Origin of the sequence: Anaerocolumna sp. AGMB13025 (assembly GCF_029689925.1) — a bacterium.
Lineage (GTDB): Bacteria > Bacillota > Clostridia > Lachnospirales > Lachnospiraceae > Anaerocolumna.
Genome location: NZ_CP121445.1, coordinates 1,356,315 through 1,378,023, shown reverse-complemented (window position 1 = coordinate 1,378,023; position 21,709 = coordinate 1,356,315). Strand labels below are relative to the sequence as shown.

Sequence of the window (21,709 nt, the reverse complement as noted above, 5' to 3'; positions counted from 1 at the left end):
TATTATGGCGTTATTTCTTAGCATCATAAGTCTTCTGAATTAATTCAATCATTTTACCATAACCGGCATTGTTGAGATCTGCAATATAACTATCCCAATCTTTATCCAGATTACGCTTTCCTGTTATGAATTCTACGATTGCAATTTTTGCATAGTCTCCGACTGCTGTTTTATATTGCGTAAAGCTTGCACTATCATCACCGGAATATAGCAATGTCGGTATTGTATCAACATCAGCTGCATAAGGTTTTAATTTCATAGTTTCTACATAAAGCCTGGATTCAAAATTGGCAGGATCCATAATATCCCCCTGGGTCTCTACAAGAACCTTCCAATCCGGTTCCATACCCCTATAAGTCCACCACCATGCATCAACTACCTGTGCTGGTGTCTGGTAAGTCAGGAATTTATATTTAGCGGGAGTTACGCCATCCATACCCTTTGTACCTTCATCTGCAGTATCCCACTCCTTGCCTTGAATACCAATCTGCCCTTTTACAGCCCATTCAGCAGAACTAAAAAGATCCGCTATCTGTATTGCAACTTCCGGATATTTGCAGGCATCGGTTATGGTGAAATTAGATCCGCCTACAGAGATAGATTTTGCATAAGGTATTGCCTGATATCCTTCTGGTCCTTGTAACGGAAGCATCATTGCATACTTCTGATAACGCTCTATATTATTAATATCAAAAAGCATCCCAACATGACCAGCCCCTGAAACTCCTAAAATTTCTGTATCAGGATTATTGCCGATAGCACTTAACTGAGAATTGTCCTGGGTGAAGGCAGCCGGATCGATTAAACCGTTGTTGTATAAATCATTCATATACCGTAACCCTTCTCTGACATAGTCCTGATCCAGTATGGAATTAATCTTTCCATCTTTCAGATAATAATAATTTGTGTCAAAATATCCAAAAGCATTTAATAAGAATAAATAAGGTTCTGCATTCCAGGAATTAATACATCCTGTAAGTGGTATTTCATCTGCAATACCATTTCCATTTGGATCATTGTTCTTAAATGCGGTGAGTACCTTTTTAAATTCTTCCGTTGTTGTTGGCATAGGGAGTCCTAAATTATCCAGCCATTCCTGGTTGATCCAATATTTCATCGGGCTGTTAACATGACCTACACCACCAGAATCTACCGAAGGAATTCCATAGATATTACCATCTGAACTGGTCATATCTTTCTTCCAGTTAGGGTTTTCTTCTAATCTTTGCTTAATGTTTGGACAATATTTGTCAATTAAGTCATTTACTGGTGTTAATATGTGTTCTTTAACTCCATATTTCTCCAGATCCTGGGCAGTCAGGGAAGGTCCCATTATTACATCCGGATATTCACCACTGGCTAATAACAGATTTAATTTTTCCGGAGCATCCTGACCCGGAGCCGTAATTAATTCAAATTCAATATTCGTAGCTTTTTGCAATTCCTGAAAAACAACATTATCTTTGATATCACAAACATCACTGTTCTGAGCCATAAATACCGTTAATTTTACAGGCTCCTTTAGTGGAAAACTTACATCTGCTGCTTGTTGTGTTTCTGTTTTTGGATTTGATACTGCCGTATTGCTGTTATCTGAGGTCTTATTGGAATTTCCACATGCGCTAAGTGAAAAAACCATCACTGCTGATATTATTACAGCCACTGCTTTTTTAATTCTCATACCTTCTCCTCCTGAAATTTAAGATTACTATATTTAGACCGGTCTATGTAACAGTATAATACTGCTGTTACCACAATAATTTGTTTATACCATTCCTAATAGGCATAAACCTTTTCGTGAATTATCTTTTCCATAATTCACTTCCCCTAATATTAACCGCCACCCGTTTGTGGCCACCCCAATATTTACTAGCCCTTAACCGACCCTATCATCGTACCCTTAATAAAATATTTCTGAAGAAACGGGTATACGATTAACAATGGCAGACTGGATACAATAATCAGGGAATACTTTAATAATTCTGAAAGATACTGCTGATGAAGCTGGGAATTAATATCCGTGCCTACCATACTTGTCAGATCCACTGTATTTTGAATCAGAATATCCCTAAGTACAATCTGCAGTGGATATTTTGAAGCATCACTTAAATAAATTAAGGCACTATAATAAGAATTCCAAAGACCCAATGCGAAATTTAAAGCCATAACAGCAATAATTGGTTTCGACAACGGAAGCACAACCTTTGTAAAAAACTGCGTATAACTGCCTCCGTCTAAACTGGTTGCCTCGAATAATTCTTCTGGAATAGTAGATTGGATAAAGGTCTTCCCTACTATAACCAACCATATACTCACTGCTCCCGGCAGGACGATTGCCCAGATAGTATTACGCATATGCAGGTCTTTTAGCCAAAGATACATGGGTATGGTACCGCCTCCGATAAACATGGTAATCATAAAAAAGGTAGTAAGGAATTTACGCATCGGAAATTCTTTTCTTGATAAAACATAAGCTGCAATTAATGTTACCGAAGAACCAATCAAGGTCCCTACACCGGTGTAAATAAATGTATTCAGATATCCTCTCCATACTCTGGAATTGTGAAAAACAGCTTCGTAGCCCTGTAACCCCGGATCAACCGGAAAGAAGAATACACGTCCCTGTATCAGAGCTTCCGGACTGGAAAAAGAACAGCTTACCACATAAATCAATGGATAAAGTATACAGACTAAAAATGCAGCCAGGAACAAATACACCAGCCCCAGATATACGCGATCTCCCTTAGATATTTTAATGCGGTTCTTTTTAATTTTTATATTTTTATCCTTCATAAAATGCCCCCTAAAACAGACTTGTTTCACTGACTTTATTTGCTATCATATTCACTATTAACAACATAATACAGTTAACTACGGCATTAAATAAACCTACTGCAGTTGAAAAACTGAACTGTGCCTGTTCGATACCTGTTTTATAAACATAAGTGGCAATAATTTCTGAAACATTATAATTGGCCGGATTTTGTAATAAATATACTTTCTCAAAGCCAATACTTAGAATATTTCCTGCACTCAGAATCAAGGTGATTACAATCGTTGGTGTAATACAAGGTAAATCAACATGGAGTACTTTCTGAAACCGGCTGGCACCGTCAATTGCCGCCGCTTCATACAGTGATAAATCCACACTGGCCAACGCTGCGATATAGAGGATGGAACTGTAACCTGCTCCCTGCCATATACCTGATATAATGTAGGATGGTTTAAAAAAGCCTGAAAGTCCTGTAAAATTAACTGATTCAAATCCTAAGGCATTAACAAATGAATTAATAACACCATACCGGTAAGAAAACATCTGAAAAATAATGCTGACTATTACTACGGTCGAAATAAAATACGGAGCAAATGTAATAGTCTGAAATACTTTTTTCAATTTTGCATTGCGTATTTCATTAAATGCCAAGGCCAGTATGATAGGAAACGGAAAACTAAAAAGCATACTTTCCAGACTTAAGACAATGGTATTTTTTAGTATGGTCGGAAAGATCGGTATACTAAAGAGCTGTCTGAAATATTTAAGTCCTGCCCAAGGGCTTCCCATTATACCTTTTCTTATGCTGTAATCCTTAAATGCCAAAAGAATACCGGACATAGGTATATAATTAAAAATCAACACAAAGAGAAAGGGAATCAGGGCTAAAAGATATAATTGTTTATACCTTTTATTCTTTTGATAACTTCTCTTTAAACCACTGAACTGGTTCATAGTACATCTCCTCCATATCGATTAAAATCTGTTCCTGCACTCTCTTGCTAGTAACAATATAAACAACTTTCAGCTAATAAAAAAGAGGCTATTTCTGCTTTGCCTGCAAAAAAGATTCCATGGAACCATTTTTAACCCAGGTAAAATATAGTTCTCCTGTCCCTGTAATATACAATCACAGGATATCCACTCCTGCTTTAATATACACCAAGAAACGATAAGGTCGGTGCTACCCTTGCATCCAGTATGCGTATGATTATTTCTGAGGTGCTGATGTTTTCCAATGGTATTATTTTTTTATGTCCAACAACCGTTCCTTCATATATCGTGTTATAATTTCCATCTATTAATGACTGTACCTCAAACTTCTCAATCCGTTGGCTCAAACGAATATTCTCTTTAAGTACAAGGTGATTAACCTCAACCTTTTCGCGCCACATAAGGTGAATCATACAATCTGTTACTCCGTCATTGGTTCTAAAATAGGTATCATAATCATCCGTTCTGACATTTTCTATATCAAATCCGGGCATGAAGGAATCCGCTTTCAACTCTGCAAGATCCATTAGATTCTTTCCATAGGCTTGTTTCAGATAAGCTCCAATTTCATGAAGTCTTTTCACATCATTCTCATGAAATAATCCTTCTTTTGTCGGAGGGATATTTAACAGGAAGGTAGCATTTCCTCCTACCGAATTATTATATATATGAATTAATTTTGATAAAGGCTTTACTTTATCATCCTCATATTCATGGTAAAACCAGCCCGGACGAATCGAGGTATTAACCTCTGCCGGATACCAGATCAATTCTTTTTCCTTATCAAGAATTTCACGGCTTCCAAGATCTGCATCATGTGCGGAAATATTACGTTCCCTGAAACAATCATCATCCTGCTGCTGGCTGTTTTCTGCGATTTTTTCGGTATCACGGGTTCTCATGGGAACAACACTCCACTCCGAGGCTCTCGTATCACCTGCTTCATTCCCGCACCAGCGGACATCGGGTCCGCATACTGAGATACAGGCACCCGGCTGTAAACGGCGTATTACTTCATAATAACGGTCCCAGTCATAAATCTGCTTCTTTCCATTTGGACCCTCACCACAGGCACCATCAAACCACACTGTAAAAACCTCACCATAATTAGTTAAGAGCTCTTCCAGCTGATGAATAAAAAAGTCATCATATTCTTTACCCTGTCCATAAGATTTATTATTTCTATCCCAGGGAGACAGATAAACACCAAATGCAATACCGGCATCACTACAAGCCTTGGATACTTCCTTTACAATATCTCCTTTACCCTCTTTATACGGACTAGCTGCGACGGTGTGCTCTGTATAGTTACTTGGCCATAAGCAAAACCCATCATGATGCTTACAGGTCAGAATAAGACCCTTCATACCAGCAGCTTTAATGGAATCCACCCACTGCTTAGCATCTAATTTCTCCGGATTAAAGATGGCGGGTTCTTCTGTTCCGTCACCCCATTCCTTATCTGTAAAAGTATTTAAGGTAAAATGTACAAAGCTGTAGAACTGCAGCTTCTGGTGGTTTAACTGTCTTTCACTTGGAACGATTTGTACCAAACGATTATCAATTTCTTTCATGTCTTCTCCTTCCTGATTCCGATTCCATCGGTAAGCGAAACTTAATCCCGATATTCCGTCTCACATATTAATCTTAACGAATTCAATTCTGTTATGAAAGAGGCTTTCTTCATTCACTTTTATTCACAAAAGTTCCATGGAACTTTTCTTATCTGCGCATTAAAGAAAGTTCCATGTTTACTGCTCTAGTGCGCGGTTAGCTGATTAAATGTGGTACAGCACACTAGTCTTTTCTTATAGATACTTTTTAGTTTGTTCTCACCATATCAGGAGTTCCCTGGTGAAAATAAGAAACTTAAATTAAATTCCTTTTCCTGAAAACGGTATACTTCTGCTAACTGGGGACCACAGCTGGTCGAGCCGATTCCGGACTGTTTATAATCCACACAAAGTATTGAAAAACCGGACTTTTCCAGTTCATAATTATGGGCTTTCAAAGCCAGTTCTTCCTGGGAATATTCCGAGGCGTTAAAAGAAAAATCCGCTTCTGATTCAACTCTTAATGCAGCCTTACCGTTTCCGATCTTTACATATTCACAGCCATAATGGGATCCATTTTCCTGGGGTTTAATATAATCTTCCTGCATTTCGCTTATGTGATCCATAAAGATTCCTTTATAGGAAGCTCTATGTTTATCGACATAGCTTTCCATATTACCATATCCGTAATATTCCACCTTAGAAAAACTGCTGTCCATAAACAGCCGCAGGCCAAAACGTGGTAAATAAGGACGTTTATCGGCCACTTTCACCTGACTTTCAAATTTCACCTGCCCGCTTCCATATACATAAATGTGAAGGAACAATTCAAATGTGTTGTGATAAGCATACCATCCTAATGCTGCATGACCGGTGATTTCTATATAGTTCTCTGTTTTCCTCGCATCCATTGCATACACTTTAGTAATCAGCTCATTGAGATGGAACTTATACCAATCATTCTTAACGGCACAGTCATTATCAGTAGGTGCACGGAACGCATTGAATTCCATTGGCTTTTCAATCAGCTTAATATTGTCATACACCATCTCTCCAAATAATCCCCTGCGCTTATCAAAACAGTAATGAAACCGATTGCCGCTTATTTTTATCCACCTGTCATCTTCGTTTAAATCAAGGGCATTCTCTGACTTATCAGGAATTAATTTTCTCTTGCTTTCGCTAATGGCAATCTGATCAAATCCGGCTTCAAATCCAGCTTTTGACCAGACAGTGTCCTTAATCTGTGTAAAAATAAACCTCACATATAAACTTTCACCGGTTAATCCAGCCAATTCCGGTATTGTAATCAGCTTTTTGGTTTTTGCCGGCACATGTAACTCCAATGTACCAATGAGTATTACCTTCCCTTTTTCTGTCACCTCATACCTGCAGGTTAAGTTCTCGGATAATTCAGTAAAATCATTGGTATTAAAAAATTCATAAACACCTTTTTGAGTAAATATTGGATTCACACGGATTGGACGATACACATTTTTTACTTCCATTAAGCCGGTATGGGGTCTTCTGTCCGGATAAACCAAACCATCTATACAAAAGTTACCATCATGGAGTGGTTCGTTATGGTCTCCTCCGTAAGCATATTTGGTTTTTCCGTTATCTGCCTTCCCCATATCCACACCATGGTCACACCATTCCCAGACAAAGCCGCCGCATAGTCTGTCATGAGCATAAAACAGCTTCCAGTACTCTTCTAAATCTCCCGGACCATTTCCCATGGAATGACAATATTCACAAAGTATAAAAGGTCTTTTTTCACCGGCTTTCGTCAAAAATTCCTTTTCAATCCAATCCGGTGCCGAATACATGGTTGATACCACATCTAATGTTTCTTCGTTATCCGCCGCTTTTTCGGATCCTTCCAATTCATGCATACTTTGATAGTGGACAAGCCTGGTGCTGTCAACTGATTTAATATATCTGGCAGCCTTTTCAAAGGCTTTACTGTAGCCGCTTTCATTTCCCATGGACCAGAAGATAACCGAAGGACGGTTCCAATCTCTGGAAATCATCAGATCGATGCGGTCAAAAATAGGCTTTTCAAACTCTTTTCTGTTGGCAAGCAGCGCAATACCGGAATAGTCACCGTTATTATCCGTTGTATGTGAAGCTTCTACACTGCCATGTGCTTCAATATCGGCTTCATCAATTACATAAAAGCCCAGCTCATCACAAAGTTGAAGAAATACCGGCGCATTCGGATAATGGGAGGTACGGATGGCATTGATATTATGCTGTTTCATCAAAAGTAAATCCTCCAGCATATTTTCTTTGGTAATATAAGCCCCTGTTACCGGATTACTGTCATGACGGTTTACCCCCTTAAACTTAACGGCCGTTCCATTAATAAGTACACAGCCCTGCTCTAATCTGATATCCCTGACACCAATTTTCTCCCCGATTGTTTCCTCCTGGGTCTTTAGCACCAGTTTATACAGGTACGGCTTCTCCGCACTCCAGCATCTCGGAGAAGCTATTTCAAAAACCGCCTTTCCCTCATTAACAGAAGTTTCTGTAAGTTCCCTTCCTTCTCTGTCATATAACACAGCCTTAACCGGAGTATTGGTTTTTACCGTTACTTCCAGGTTCACTCTGTTCTTAACAGTGTCGTAAGCAGTAATTACCTGATAACTGCTTATTCGTTTCCTCGGTCTTGTAATTATATAAACATCACGGATAATTCCTGACATCCTCCATTTATCCTGGCATTCCAAATAAGTACCGTCACACCACTTAAGTACCATAACGGTAATACTATTTTCTCCGTCTGTCAGATATTTTGTAATATTAAATTCACTTGTCATATGGGAAACCTGGCTGTATCCGACGAAGGTGTCATTGATATACAGATAAAAGCAGCTGTCGACTCCTTCAAAATTCAAAAACTGTTCATACCCTTCTGTCAGACTCACAGAAAAAATTCTATTATAAATCCCCACCGGATTTTCATCGGGTACATAAGGAGGGTTATAAGGAATCGGATACCGGATATTTAAATACATCGGGTTATCATAGCCATGTAACTGCCAGTTAGACGGAACCGGAATCATATCCTTATATTCTGTGGTCAGAAACTCCTCTTCTACGTCTAAAAAACTGCTGTAATAACGGAAATTCCAGTTACCGTTTAACAGCAGAAAACGATCCGAGTTTTCTCTGTCTGCAAAAGGATCGAGGGTATTAGAAAATGGTATAAAATAATTTCTGTTTGGTTCTGTGTTTACGTGAAGTTTATCTGTGTCTTCATGAAAAAAATACTTCATATTCAGCTCCTATCTGCGTGCTATTACACGCTTACATATTAAGGAGAGATGAACTCTCCCTTCATCAATTTGCTCAAGTACTTGCATAATTGGTATCTGCTTATCCGGTTTTGCATTAACCTATCATACGAGATAAATATTACGTTTATATTTCTTAAACAACGCAAGGTATAAATATATGAATATACGTTATATATAATAAATATAAATATATGAATATAAACTTATACTTATTATATATAACGTATTGAAGTGAGGTCAATCATATGATATTATCAATTATAAATATATGAAACAAGAGGTGGAGTTTTTATGAGTTATTCCATTTATCCAATAAATCCCCTTACTTTAAATCTTCCTTTCATTGTTTTTAGTATAGGAAGCGAAGATAATCAACCCCATGTTTTTAGGAAAGAAGGATTCCCAGTACCTCAGATATTTATATGTATCAGCGGTGAAGGGACATTAAAGGTTAAGGACCAGGTCTTTCATTTAGAAAGAGGGGCTTTCTTTTTTTTAACGGCGAATACACCCCATGAATATTATGGGACTACCGAGAAATGGGAAGTTATGTGGATCGCTTTTTCAGGAAATCAAATAGATGCTATTTTAACTGAACTGAAATTTGATGATAGTAAAGTCGGTGTTCTTAGTAATATCAATAACACCGAATCCCTTTTTAAAAGAATATTGGGTGCCTTAAAAACCGACGATACTACTGGAAAGCTGATTGCCTCCAGCACGTTATATGAGATACTGGTGGACTTTTACATCATGCTTTATAAGAAACAAGAAGAAGATGCCTTAATCGAAAACGGTATAATTGCCAAATTAAAACTTTATATTGACGACCATTATAATCAGAACCTTACCTTAGAAGAACTGTCCCTGCTTTTTAACATAACCCCCCAATATTTATGCAAGTTATTTAAAAAGCATTTAAATCTGCGGCCTTTTCAATATATCGCCATGAAAAGAATCCAGCATGCAAAAAAAATGTTATCGGAAAATAAGTTATCTGTAAACGATATTGCCCACCTGGTCGGATACAATGATTGCAGTTATTTTTGTGCTGTTTTTAAAAAGTATGAAATGATTTCTCCAACGGAATTCAGAGGATTATAAATTAGCGGAACCATAACCTGCGATGCTCCTTACCATTTATTTGCTGAAAACAAATGAAGTTATCTCAAACAGGTTTCTCCCCTTAAACATATCGGTAAAGTACCCCTCATATCTATCTTGAACAATAAAGTATACTGCATGTCTGCCTGTAACATTCTTTACTGCCCCCATGTATACCCCGCTGTCAGATCCGATATCAACACTGCCGATTTCCAGACCGTTTTCATAATCGTCAATTAAGATTCGCAGTTTTGATTTACAGCCCATACCATTAATACTGATATTAAACTCCATGGTTTTGCTGATGAAATCTTCTCCGAAATCAAAATACTTATAGCCTATGATGCAGCCGGTGGTTATGTTTGTTATTACCCTTGAAAAAATATTTTTCTCAGTAATAAAGCAGCCGCCCTTTAAAACACATGCAAGATCAGCCGGTATTATCTCATAGGGTGAAAGCGACTTTTCAAATCCCAGTGAAGTCATCTCTACCTGTTTTATGGTTCCGTCCGGTTCTATCTCAATACGTTCAACACAATCACGTCTTGACATAACGGTGCCGTTGGTGGTGCGATGATAAAAAATATACCATTGACCGTTTATTTCACATATGGAACCATGGTTATTCCCTCCGGGATAGTCAACCCCATTGTCTATGATTACCCCTCTGTATTCAAATGGTCCCCTGGGTGATGCCGAAGTAGCATATGCCAGTCTGCTCCCTATTTTAGGCGAGTAAATTAAATAATAGGTATTACCAATCTTTCTTAGTGAACAAGCTTCAAAAAAATCATGAGGCGAATCGGTTGGGATAATATCAGGAATAAAACTCCCGCTTATTATTTCATACATATTCGAGGAATCAATCTCTGTCATATATGAACCCTGATAACCGCAGTATATGTATACTCTGCCATCATCATCCACTAACACACCCGGATCTACAAATACAGCCTCTGAAAGTACCTTCGGTGAGTTTTCAGGAACCTTATATTGCGATAACAATTGAAAAGGTCCTTCCGGTCTGTCACTGACGGCAACACAGCCCTTCGCATAAAAGATATATGCATAAAGATAATATTTCCCGTCTTTTTCTACCACGTCCGGTGCATAAAGCTCACCTTCCGTCCAAGGTGTATCACTTTTATTTTCCCCGTCTGTCCTGGTACAAAATGCAACGCCGTGACAAGTCCAGTTATTAAGATTGTCTACCGGGGCAGACCAGACTTTCAGCCTATAATCACAAAACTTATCAGATCCTGCATTATCATGGGATCCGTAAATATAAACACGATTACCAAATACTCTGGGTTCACCGTCAGGAATATACTCCCATCTGGGAAGATATGGATTAGGCATACTAAAACCTCCTTGAAAATATACAGTTTATATGTTATTTTGTTATAAATCACATTATAATTATTGCATGATAAATTAACCATAATTAACCGGACAGAAAATAGCATAATAGGGACAGATAAAAACAGGGGGATTATTTCATGGTAGCTATGTCCTTGGACGCCTTTACAAAAGATACAAGTTTTCCTTTATTCATTCAGTATGGTTTTCACGATACCGATTTATACCGGCATACACATGAGGATTTTTCCGAATTGGTTATCGTACTAAATGGCTCAGCGCAGCATTATGTAGACAAGGATTCCTACCAAATAAAAAAAGGGGATATTTTTGTTATCAGTAATAATACCTCACATGGATATGAAAACACTTCTGACTTTCGAATCTGTAATATAATGTACCGTCCGCAACTATTATCATCCGAAACAGACATCCGTAAATTACCCGGATATCATGCACTCTTTGTAATAGAACCCTATTTATCAATGGAACACTGTTTTCGGAGCCGGCTGACATTACAAATAACAGATTTTGATGAAGTTAACAATATTATTTACACTATGATACAGGAATACAACCAGAAAGCGGATGGCTGGAAAACTATGATGACCTCTTATTTTATGAGGCTGGTGGTATTTTTATCCAGGGCTTACAGCTTTCCATCCTTAACTGTAAAATACGATATTGTTAATATTGCTAAATCTGTCTCTTATATGGAAAGTCACTTCCTTGACCCACTATCAATTGGCGAGCTTGCAAAACAATCCCATCTCTCCCCACGCCATTTTACAAGAATATTCCGGGATTCTTATGAAACTACACCCGGACAATATATTTTCACCCTGAGAATGCAGCATGCCTGTTCCCTATTGAAAAATTCAAAGCTTACTATTTCTGAAATAGCTTTTCAAAGTGGTTTTAATGACAGTAATTATTTTACAAGGCGGTTTCATTCCTTTCATGGTGTTACCCCAAAACAATATCGAGAGCTAAGACAGAACAATTGATATCCATAGATTGCTGCTGGGCAGAGTGCAGTCCGGACAGCCTGAGGTTATGTTCCTCATATGACAAAACAGCCCTGCAATTCTTTCTCTGCAAGGCATGTTTTTCCCATATTGGTGTTATTCAATTTTGTGGTAGAGCTTAGTATACCCCGATAAAAGATAGCGTAGGACTATACCTGAAATTTTTATTCCAGTTTAAATATCTGAATCGACTTTTCTAAGTTCTGTGAATCATTCTCCAGTTCTGTTGCCGCCTGATTTAATTCTTCTACTGCCTTTAACTGTTCTGTGGCGGTTTTCACTGATAAGACTGCATTCAATCAAGCGTAATCATCTGTGATAAACGGATGTCTTCACTGGAGGTTCCGGCCATGATCATAAAATCTCCCGGCTCAACTACCCAGTTAAATTCTCTGTTTAACAGTTTAAAGCTGTCAAAATCAAGCGCTAAGTTAACCTGTTTCTTTTCTCCGGAAAGCAGGGATATACGCTTAAATGCCTTTAAAAGCTTTCTTGGTGTTACAATGGTGCTTTGCAGGTCCTCCACATAAAGCTGGACAACTTCTTCGGCAGCCATAGTACCTAAATTGCTTACTTCTAAGGTCACTTCATACTCATATTTATTTTCTTTCTTGCTGATTACAAGATTTTCATACTTAAACTCACAGTAACTTAAGCCGTGTCCAAAGGAGAACAGCGGTTTTCTGCTTCCCTCCAGATATTCGGTACTTCCTCCTGGCAGCATGCTGTAATAGCAGGGAACCTGACCCACATTCTTTGGAAAGGATATGGGGAGTTTGCCCGAAGGGCTTACCTCTGCAAACAATACATCGGCAATTGCCTCAGCACCTCGTTCTCCGCCAAACCATGCTGCTAAAATGGAATCCAGATGCTCCGATTCGTAGCTTAAATCAACGGGCTTGCCGTTTTCCAGGACTAACACCACTGGTTTTCCAAGGGCACATACCTGCTTTACCAGTTCTCTTTGTTTGCCGTATAAGCGAAGCTCACTGCGGTCCATACCTTCACCGCTGGTAACTTTATCATCACCACAAACTAATACCACTACCTCGGAGTCTTTGGCCGCAGCAACCGCGCCTTCCAGGGACGCATCATGAAAGTCCATGCTCAGAGTAACGTTATTACCGTTTACATCGCATACATATTCCACTAAGAGGGTATGCTCTGCGCCATTGTGGAAGGTAAAGGCACACTGGGGAAGTTTTTGTTTTCCTGCTCCCACACTGTCAATCACACAGTTACCGTCAATATAGACACGGACGCTGTCATCGGTGGTAAATACCAGTTTTCCTTTGATCTCTTCGGACTGGGTAAAATCATGGGTATTTACTTTTATGACACCACTCATGCGGACGGAATAACCGGTAAATTCCAGATCTCTGTGAGGTTTGGCAAGTATCCAGTTAAAATTAATGGCATTCATTTTATCCGAACCAAGAGGGCTTCCGGAGAAGTCAGGGTTATTGTAATACTCCAAGGTTACACCGTCACGGAACCATTCTTTTGGTACCAGGGCGATGTCACGTTCGGACACGGCACAGCCGTCGTGCTGGCGGATAACAGTATCTTTACCTACTTTTTTGCTTATAGCTTCCAGCAGGGACTCAACACGGTATCCATAAGGCTCGGAGGAATAGCTTCCAATCCGCTGTCTTCCTGAGCTTGGTCCGATAAGTGCAATGGACTTAACATCTTTTCTGAGAGGCAGCACATTATTTTTATTCTGAAGCATAACAATGGATTCTTTGGCAGCTTCATAGCTTACCTGCTTATGTTTTTCACATCTGACAACCTCTTTATAGTGTGCTTCATCTACATAGGGATGTTCAAAAATACCCAGTTCAAACTTCACCGTAAGGATACGCATGACTGCTTCATCTATGGTTTCCATCGTAATTTTGCCTTCGTTAACAAGTTCCATCAGGGTTTCTTCCCAGTACTTGTTAGGGAAGTCAAAGCCCTGAACGTCAAGACCTGCATTGACTGCCATACGAATGCTTTCTTTGCTGTCCGTTGTCATATGGTGGGAGGTCTTAAGACGGTTAACCGCTCCAAAATCCGCTCTGACATATCCTTTTAAGCCAAAGCGTTCTTTTAATACCTTACGTAAATAATAGTCGGAGGCTATCACCGCTTCCCCGTCAATACAGTTATAAGAAGCCATTGCATTATAAGCTCCGGCCTTCTTAATACCCGCTTCAAATACGGGCAGATATGCCGTCTCCACTTCTCTGGTTCCGACTCTGGCAGGAGAACAGTTAGTACCCCCTTCCGGAATTCCGTGAACACAGTAATGCTTTGGTTCACATACGATTTTATCCGGGCGGCTGATATCCTCACCCTGCTCACCGGTTATGATGGCATAAGCCATTTCAGAAGATAAATACGTATCTTCCCCAAAGGTTTCTTCAACCCTTCCCCACCTTGGTTCCCTGGCAAGATCTAAGTTCGGAGCAAGGATTTCATGTATCCCTAAGCTTCTGGTTTCTGCCGCGATGGCAGCTCCCACTTCCTTCGTTAATTCCGGATGAAAAGTCGCACCCATGTTAATGGGCATAGGAAATACGGTAGCTCCCGGATAGGATAACCCATGCAGGGCTTCTCCGGTAAAAATACAGGGAATACCTAAACGGGTCTCCTCTACCATATACCTTTGCAATTTGTTCAGTACAGCCGGAACAGAATATACGTCATGTACAAAGCCCATTCCTTTCTTACCGATACTTTTGTCAACTTTTTCCCAGTAAAAATCTGAATTCTCATCTACAGAGCAAAAATGTGCCTCGTGGACTTTCGTTGCCAATTCCACCCCTCGGATCATATCCATCTGGGCTGCCTTTTCTTCCAGGGTCATCCTGCTAAGTAAATCTTCTGCCCTTGTCTTAGGTGACAAGGAAGGATCTTTATATTTCATGATATATGCCTCTCCTTTTGTATTGATTTATTGTTCATGGGACCGTTGCAAAATTGCGCACTAAAGTTCCACGCAATCCGGATTCCACGTACCGGATTGCGCGGCTGTAATATTTTATGTGCAGATACTGCATCTTAAGCTTCCTGGCCAATCGTTACTATTTCATAAGGATTTACTGTTAAGGTAATGGTTCCATTCTCATTAGCGGTTAAATCGTTTAAGTGTTCCTCGATTACATTACTTCTGTAATAACGGCTTACCTTATCTGATTTTTTCAGCGTCAGGGTTCTCACCTGGCTGGTACCATTCATGAAACGTACAATCCGGTCCCTTGAATCCTGTCTGTTTTTCATTCCGGTTAAATAAATTCCCTGACCTTCCCATTCCAAATAACTTTGTTCAAGAGGAAGAGAACCTTTGTGTATAAAGATCTGACAGGCAGTTAAAGGTACCTGGAATTGAAAAGCTTCTGTGATTGGGTCCATTTCTTCTGAGTTAACAGCAAATGGTATGATTTCAAAGGATGCAGAGCATTTCTTTTGTATTTGGGCTTCCGGAGTTAAGAATACGCCCCAGTCCCCAAGTTCGCCAACGGCTCGCAGTAAGGTAATTGCTATGGCATTCTTCTGATCCGGCAGTATTTCATATTCATATAATCCAAAGTTGGCAGCAACGAGTCCTGCCTTCTCCTCCTTCATACCGGTAAAGCACTGCTGATGTTCGCAGCCGCTTGGATTTTTCCATTCCGGATAGTGGTGGTTTGGTCTGTCTGCCACTTCAAATACGGAATCGGTAAAATGTCTGTTGGTATCAAGTCCCGTTGGAAGAATTACCCTGAGTCTGTGATCCTTCATTCTGTTATCGAATTCCACACGCACTTTAACGCCATGTCCGTTCTTTTCCAGGGTGAGGTAGGTTGTAATCTCAAGAGGTAACAGTTTCGTGCTTCGTTTTGCCTTTCTATGCTTAACATCAGTCATACTAATGATTTCTTCATAGAGGGTATCCTCCGCACTTTCAGGAATTTCTATAGTCTGGGTAATTTTATAAACAGCCTGGTAAGATGTATCTTCAACCAGTAAAGAGGCAGCGGTACTGTCTTTTGAAAGAATTGCCTTGTCTCCATCCGGCTGACGGTAAATGTATTCGTTACCGATATCACCAGTATCTTCATAGTAGCAGATCTGTTCATAGCATTTACCGGAAGCCTTATCAAGCAGATTAATGGTTCCGTTGGTATTAATCGTAACCTTTATAAACTGATTCTCCATACCGTCTTTAATAACGAAAGAATCATTTACTTTTACCGGACTTTCTGCTGCAGACAGCGCATATACCCGGTAACCCATGGCAGGTACTTCTTCTGCTTCAAAGGTTACAGTAACGCATCTGGCCATATAAGGCTGTCTGAATTTATCATCCGGCAGGTCATAACCGAATCTGACCTTTGCATCCTGGATTTCACAAGGTATTACCGCTCCGTTGTTATCTTTTAAGACAAACTTCTTAAGTGTTAACTCTTTCATCTTGTGATAGGATACGTTTAAATTCTGTTTATACAGTCTTTCAATATCAAGGGTAACCGTCACAACACCGCTTCTCTTCCAGCCGGTGGTATTAAATACGGTAAAAGGATAATCTACTCCTTCCTTAAAACCTGAGGTATCTATTTGGTTTCCCAAGAAATCCATACTTTCTGTGATCAGACTGGTGCTTACCTGCAAGCTGTTATGAAAACGGGTCTCCATATCCCTGTGGACTTCATCGGTACTGCAGCCGCAGATACTGTCATGAGGGTGATTCTGCATCAGCTTCTTCCAGGCATATTTTAGTGTTTCGTGAGGATAGGCTGCTCCTGCATCCGCTGCAAATACGGCTAACGGTTCTGCAAGATTTGAAAGAGATACTTCATTTTCACGGTTTAACTGCTTTAAATAGATTCTGGAGGAGGTGGTGTTGACCAGGGTAGTCCATCCGTCCGTCATCTGACTGGTAAGTTCTCCGGTAACCGTGGATAGTTTATTGGTCTGGGATTCTTTTACACAGGTTATATAATCCTTAAAATTGGAATGTACAAATTCATAATCCGGATACAGTCGGTTGGCAGTCGCAATAGCCTGGGCTAAATCCTTTTGTACCGGCTGATGGTCACAGCCATTCATAAATAATAAATGGTCGGTGGAAGCAAATCGAAGTACATCTGCGAGTTTCTTATCCCAAAATTCTTTTGCTTCCACTTCCTTAACCGGAATCTCCGCGCCGTTATTGTACCAGTTGGCAAACAATATGCCCAGTAAACCGCTGCCGTCCGGTGAATTCCAAAGCATTTCGGAGTAAAAGGATTCATACTCACCGGTTTTAATAACCTCATTATTAAAGCCTACCGGTTTTACCCCTCTGCCAAAGATAACCGCATCCATTCCCGCCTGCTTTAAAAGCTGGGGCATTTGTCCGGCATTACCAAAGGCATCAGGGAAATATCCGATTTTGCACAATTTACCATATTCATTTGCTTCTTCTATTCCAATAAGAAGATTTCTTACGTTGGATTCTCCGTTTGTTAAAAATTCATCCTGAAGAATATACCAGGGTCCCACATAAAACTTATCTTCTAAAATATTTTTCTTAATCAGTTCTTTCTTCTCGGGTTTAACTTCCAAATAATCGTCCAGTACGATGCACTGTCCGTCGAGATGAAAACTCTTAAATCCGTCTTCATGTTCAAATAATTCCAAACAATCATCTACAAGATTAACTAATTTCAAACGATGTTTCTCAAATGGCATATACCACTCTCTGTCCCAGTGGGAATGAGATACTATATGTATTACTTTTTTACTCATTGATCTACCTCTTAAATCTGAAAACTCCTGAGAGCTTAAAAGAACTTCTATCTTAGTTAGATGGATAATCTGTTTTTAATTCTTTTTAAGCAATCAGGAGTTTTCTCTATTCTGCGTATAATGATTAAATATTTACTTTTTAAGACTAATACTATTTTATATTATTCTGTTACTTCCAGATTATTTCTTTGCTGCCAAGAATGCATCAACCTGTTTCTGGCATTCTGCAAGAATATCGGCTGTACCTGCTCCATTCGAATCGCTGATTAATTTATTAACAGCATCTTCTGCTTTGCCTGCAAGACCAACTTCGATCAGCTTGTTAGCATCGGAATAAATCTGATCTCTCTGAGCTACCTGAGTCTTAACATTAGTTACGTCAAAGTTAAATCCGTTTAACGGACTGTTTACGTTCTGAGGAAGGGATGCTGCATAATCAGCTTCTGCCTGCCAGAAACCTTGACCGTAAGAAGCATCAGGACGCATAAACTGTGGTTTCCAAAGTGCCCAACGGCCGCCCCATTCCATATAGTTGGAATTTTCTGCGTTCATTCCATCCGGGAATACAGCTTCATCACCGTTTAAGTTATAAGTTGTACCTTCGATACCATATTGAACCATATCATATAATTTCTGATCTTTTTCCAACATATTTAAGAACATTAAAGTTCTTTCAGGATTTTCACTGGATGCAGGAATTGCTACTAAGTTAGATAATGGAGATCTGTTTGCATAAAGTCCGTCCGGATATACTTCGGTATAATCCCAACGGGCGCCTTCATCTAACCATGCTCTCTTCTGATTACTGAATTCGTGAGTACCCCATTTGGTTATTAACTTACCTTCGTTAATGTATGTGTTATGGTCAGTCGTATCGGTTAAGATATCTTTCCAGATAATGCCGTCCTGCTGCCATTTTTCAGCATATTTCGCTTTGTCCATATAAGACTGTGTTGTTTCTAATGCTACTACCTTACAGGTAGGATCATTTAAGTTAATTGCAAGACCGTGGCCGATTTCCATTAAACCTTCCTGTGATCCGATGATACCTGCATTTTCAAGGATATATTTATCAGGATATGCCTGCTTTAACTGATGTACAAAGGTATCGACACCAGCCCAGTCCTTAAGGCTTGCTTTATCAACAGTAATACCTGCTTTGTCTGTAAGGTCGCCTCTCCACTGGAAGAATGTACGGTTGTTCATGGACATTGTCCAAGGAAGTGATACGATCTTTCCTTTGGATTTCGCTGCATCTAAAATTCCTTTGTCCTGGTATACTTTATATAAATCAGGAGCATATTTAGGCAGTAAATCATCTAATGCCATATAGGAATCATTTGCAATCATCTGATAGTAACAAGTCCAGTCACTGTCAAAGTTTAAATCCCATTGGTCACCTGCAGCTGCTTTAACCAGTAATTTCTGTGTAAAGTCAGTACCTGCAATAAACTGTACATCAAAAGTTGCATTTAATGTGTCTTTTGTGTAGTCAGCTATCTGTTTCCAAACGTCATCTGATGCGGCTTTTTTGTCTCCGTAAAAAATGAAGTGTAATGTTACAGGTTTTAAATCGGTAGTACCAGTTCCTGTGTCTCCCCCATTACTAGTTGTTGAAGCTGTCTCCCCTGTTCCTGCCCCTTCACCTGTCTCTTTGGTTCCTTTACCGCCACTGCACCCAGCAAGCATGGAAATCACAAGTAACAAGCATAGAAAGTAACGAAGCATCATTCTACTTTGTTTTCTCATAGCTCTTCTCTCCTTTTTTAAATTTATTACAGGATGGCTTTATTGCCTTCCATTGTAATCATTTGATTAGAAAATAAAAATTTTGACAGATTGTATTGCTTTTTCAGGCTTTATACTTAAATTATTATCAGCCTTTTACTGCACCGACCATGATACCCTTTATAAAATACTTTTGCAGGAATGGATATAAAAGAATAATAGGTCCGGTAGTGATAATAACCATCGCCATCTTTACACCGTCGCTGGGAACAGAAGCCAGTAAAGCCTGTGCCTCGGCAGATTTATCACCCATGGTCTGTAAGAACTGGATATTAGCAACTATGGTACGAAGGAGCATCTGCAGCGGCTGTAGGTTTGAATTGTCGATCAGCATCAAACCTAACCACCAATCGTTCCAGAACCCAAGGGCTGCAAATAGAATAATGGTTGCAATAACCGGCTTGGCCAGTGATAAATAAATCTTTCTGAATATGGTAAACTCACTTGCACCGTCCAGTTTAGCAGATTCCCACATTTCGTCCGGTATACCGGTAAAGTAGTTGCGGACCAGGAAGATATACCAGGCGCTGACAAGACTTGGTACAATCAGTGCCCAGATGGTATCTTTTAAGTGGAGGTATCTGGTACAGACAATATACCAGGGAACCATACCGCCATTAAATAACATAGTGATTAATACGTATAAATTAATGACTCCTTTAAACCTCAGATTTCTTCTGGAAAGAACAAATCCCATCATTGCGTTTATAATAACCGATAAAATAGTACCCACAACCGTTACGAATAACGTAACTTTATAACCGTTTAATATGGTAGTCTTATTGGCAAATAACATTTTATATGCTGCTAGGGTTGGATCCTTTGGTATTATGCTGAATCCGTATTTAGCTGCTTCCGAGTCTGTTGTTAACGATCCGCCTATAACCATTAAGAAAGGATAAAGGCAGGCCAGGGAAAATGCGATAACAAATAAAACAACTACTATTTTTCCTATTGATAGTCTATTTTTTCTCATTCTTTTATTCTCCATTATTTTCTATTGTTCTGTTAATCGTCCTCAGAATCCAAACCGATAATTAAACTCTTTCTGTAAATACATTGAATTACAATTGAGGAGGTAATTTTTAGAACAACGCCGCATCCTTTTCATAACGTCTTGCCAGCCAGTTACATACGATAACAAGAACAAAGGATATGGTGGACTGGAAGAAACCTGTTGCAGAAGATATGGCAATATCTCCTGTCTGCCTTAATGCCCTGAATATATATGTATCCAATACGTCCGTGGTGCTGTACAGGGTCGGCATAGCTCCGGTTATATTGTAGAACAAACCGAAATCCGCATTCATAATCTTACCAACTGCCAGTAATGTCATAACAACAACGGTTGGTCTCATAAGAGGAAGACTGATATTCCAGATCTGCTGCCATCTGGTGGCGCCGTCGATCTGTGCTGCTTCATAATAAGATTCATCAATACCGCTTAAAGTTGCAAGATAAATAACCGCACTGTAGCCTGCACCTTTCCAGATATTAACCAAAAGCAGAATTAATGGCCAATAACTTGCATGCTGGTAAAAAGCTACTTTCTCACCGCCAAATGATGTAATGAGTTTATTAAGTGTTCCGTTTTCATATCCTAAAAGCCCGCTTACAAATATACCTACTACTACGGTTGATATAAAATATGGGAGAAACGTAAGTGACTGAGTAATCTTCTTTAAATGCTTATTGGCTAATTCATTTAAGGATAGTGCCAGTAACAATGCAAAAATGGTACCGACTGAGATAAATAAAATATTAAGCAAGAGTGTATTACGTATAGCAGCCATTGCTACATCATTGTGCTTAAATAGTATCTCAAAGTTCTTAAATAAAGGATGCATCCAGTCGCTGCCCCAGATACCCTGTCTGAAATTATATTGTTTAAAAGCAATTACAAGGCCGGCCATCGGCATGTATGCAAAAAGGAAAAGCAATACGATTGCCGGCAAAGCCATTACATATAACTGCCACCCATTCTTAAGATCCACAAGTAACTTGTGCTTTTTATTAACTGTTCCATTTTTCTGTGCCTTCGATTTCATA

The 21,709-nt window shown here is 39.4% G+C and carries 13 protein-coding genes; 2 read left to right on the top strand and 11 right to left on the bottom strand.

All coding sequences use genetic code 11. From position 1 onward, the window contains the following. Window positions 1–10: 10 nt before the first annotated feature. The 5 genes from QA584_RS05740 to QA584_RS05720 form a co-directional block, all read right to left on the bottom strand. Window positions 11–1,681 carry an extracellular solute-binding protein gene (locus tag QA584_RS05740; RefSeq protein WP_278273552.1) on the bottom strand — a complete coding sequence of 557 codons (1,671 nt, stop codon included), beginning with the start codon at window positions 1,679–1,681 and terminating at the stop codon, window positions 11–13. Between the two features lie 188 nt (window positions 1,682–1,869). After that, window positions 1,870–2,793: a carbohydrate ABC transporter permease gene (locus QA584_RS05735; protein ID WP_278273551.1), complete on the bottom strand. Its 924-nt coding sequence runs from the start codon at window positions 2,791–2,793 to the stop codon at window positions 1,870–1,872. A gap of 10 nt (window positions 2,794–2,803) precedes the next feature. Then, on the bottom strand, window positions 2,804–3,727 hold the full coding sequence (locus QA584_RS05730) for an ABC transporter permease (protein WP_278273550.1): 924 nt from the start codon (window positions 3,725–3,727) through the stop codon (window positions 2,804–2,806). Between the two features lie 197 nt (window positions 3,728–3,924). Then, window positions 3,925–5,340 carry an alpha-L-fucosidase gene (locus QA584_RS05725; protein WP_278273549.1) on the bottom strand — a complete coding sequence of 472 codons (1,416 nt, stop codon included), beginning with the start codon at window positions 5,338–5,340 and terminating at the stop codon, window positions 3,925–3,927. A gap of 266 nt (window positions 5,341–5,606) precedes the next feature. Then, on the bottom strand, window positions 5,607–8,603 hold the full coding sequence (locus QA584_RS05720; RefSeq protein WP_278273548.1) for a glycoside hydrolase family 2 TIM barrel-domain containing protein: 2,997 nt from the start codon (window positions 8,601–8,603) through the stop codon (window positions 5,607–5,609). A gap of 312 nt (window positions 8,604–8,915) precedes the next feature. On the opposite strand from QA584_RS05720, the gene QA584_RS05715 reads away from it, so the two are divergent. Next, window positions 8,916–9,728, top strand: a complete 813-nt coding sequence (locus QA584_RS05715) for an AraC family transcriptional regulator (protein WP_278273547.1) — start codon at window positions 8,916–8,918, stop codon at window positions 9,726–9,728. Window positions 9,729–9,764: 36 nt separating this feature from the next. Here the strand turns inward: QA584_RS05715 and QA584_RS05710 are convergent, their stop codons facing one another. Continuing rightward, window positions 9,765–11,087 (bottom strand): family 43 glycosylhydrolase, encoded by a 1,323-nt coding sequence (locus tag QA584_RS05710; protein ID WP_278273546.1) that lies wholly within the window; start codon window positions 11,085–11,087, stop codon window positions 9,765–9,767. Between the two features lie 140 nt (window positions 11,088–11,227). On the opposite strand from QA584_RS05710, the gene QA584_RS05705 reads away from it, so the two are divergent. Further along, the gene (locus QA584_RS05705; RefSeq protein WP_278273545.1) at window positions 11,228–12,094 is read left to right on the top strand and encodes an AraC family transcriptional regulator; all 867 of its coding nucleotides are present in this window, start codon (window positions 11,228–11,230) and stop codon (window positions 12,092–12,094) included. Between the two features lie 316 nt (window positions 12,095–12,410). Here QA584_RS05705 and QA584_RS05700 read toward each other — a convergent pair whose 3' ends face one another. The 5 genes from QA584_RS05700 to QA584_RS05680 all read right to left on the bottom strand — a co-directional run bounded on the left by QA584_RS05700 (window position 12,411) and on the right by QA584_RS05680 (window position 21,708). Further along, window positions 12,411–15,029: a glycoside hydrolase family 3 C-terminal domain-containing protein gene (locus QA584_RS05700; protein WP_278273544.1), complete on the bottom strand. Its 2,619-nt coding sequence runs from the start codon at window positions 15,027–15,029 to the stop codon at window positions 12,411–12,413. 134 nt (window positions 15,030–15,163) lie between these two features. After that, window positions 15,164–17,872 (bottom strand): alpha-mannosidase, encoded by a 2,709-nt coding sequence (locus QA584_RS05695; RefSeq protein WP_278273543.1) that lies wholly within the window; start codon window positions 17,870–17,872, stop codon window positions 15,164–15,166. Window positions 17,873–18,052: 180 nt separating this feature from the next. Beyond that, window positions 18,053–19,621 carry a DUF3502 domain-containing protein gene (locus QA584_RS05690; protein ID WP_278273542.1) on the bottom strand — a complete coding sequence of 523 codons (1,569 nt, stop codon included), beginning with the start codon at window positions 19,619–19,621 and terminating at the stop codon, window positions 18,053–18,055. Window positions 19,622–19,748: 127 nt separating this feature from the next. Beyond that, window positions 19,749–20,636, bottom strand: a complete 888-nt coding sequence (locus QA584_RS05685) for a carbohydrate ABC transporter permease (protein ID WP_278273541.1) — start codon at window positions 20,634–20,636, stop codon at window positions 19,749–19,751. Window positions 20,637–20,745: 109 nt separating this feature from the next. Continuing rightward, window positions 20,746–21,708, bottom strand: a complete 963-nt coding sequence (locus tag QA584_RS05680; protein WP_278275114.1) for an ABC transporter permease — start codon at window positions 21,706–21,708, stop codon at window positions 20,746–20,748. Window position 21,709: the final 1 nt, after the last annotated feature.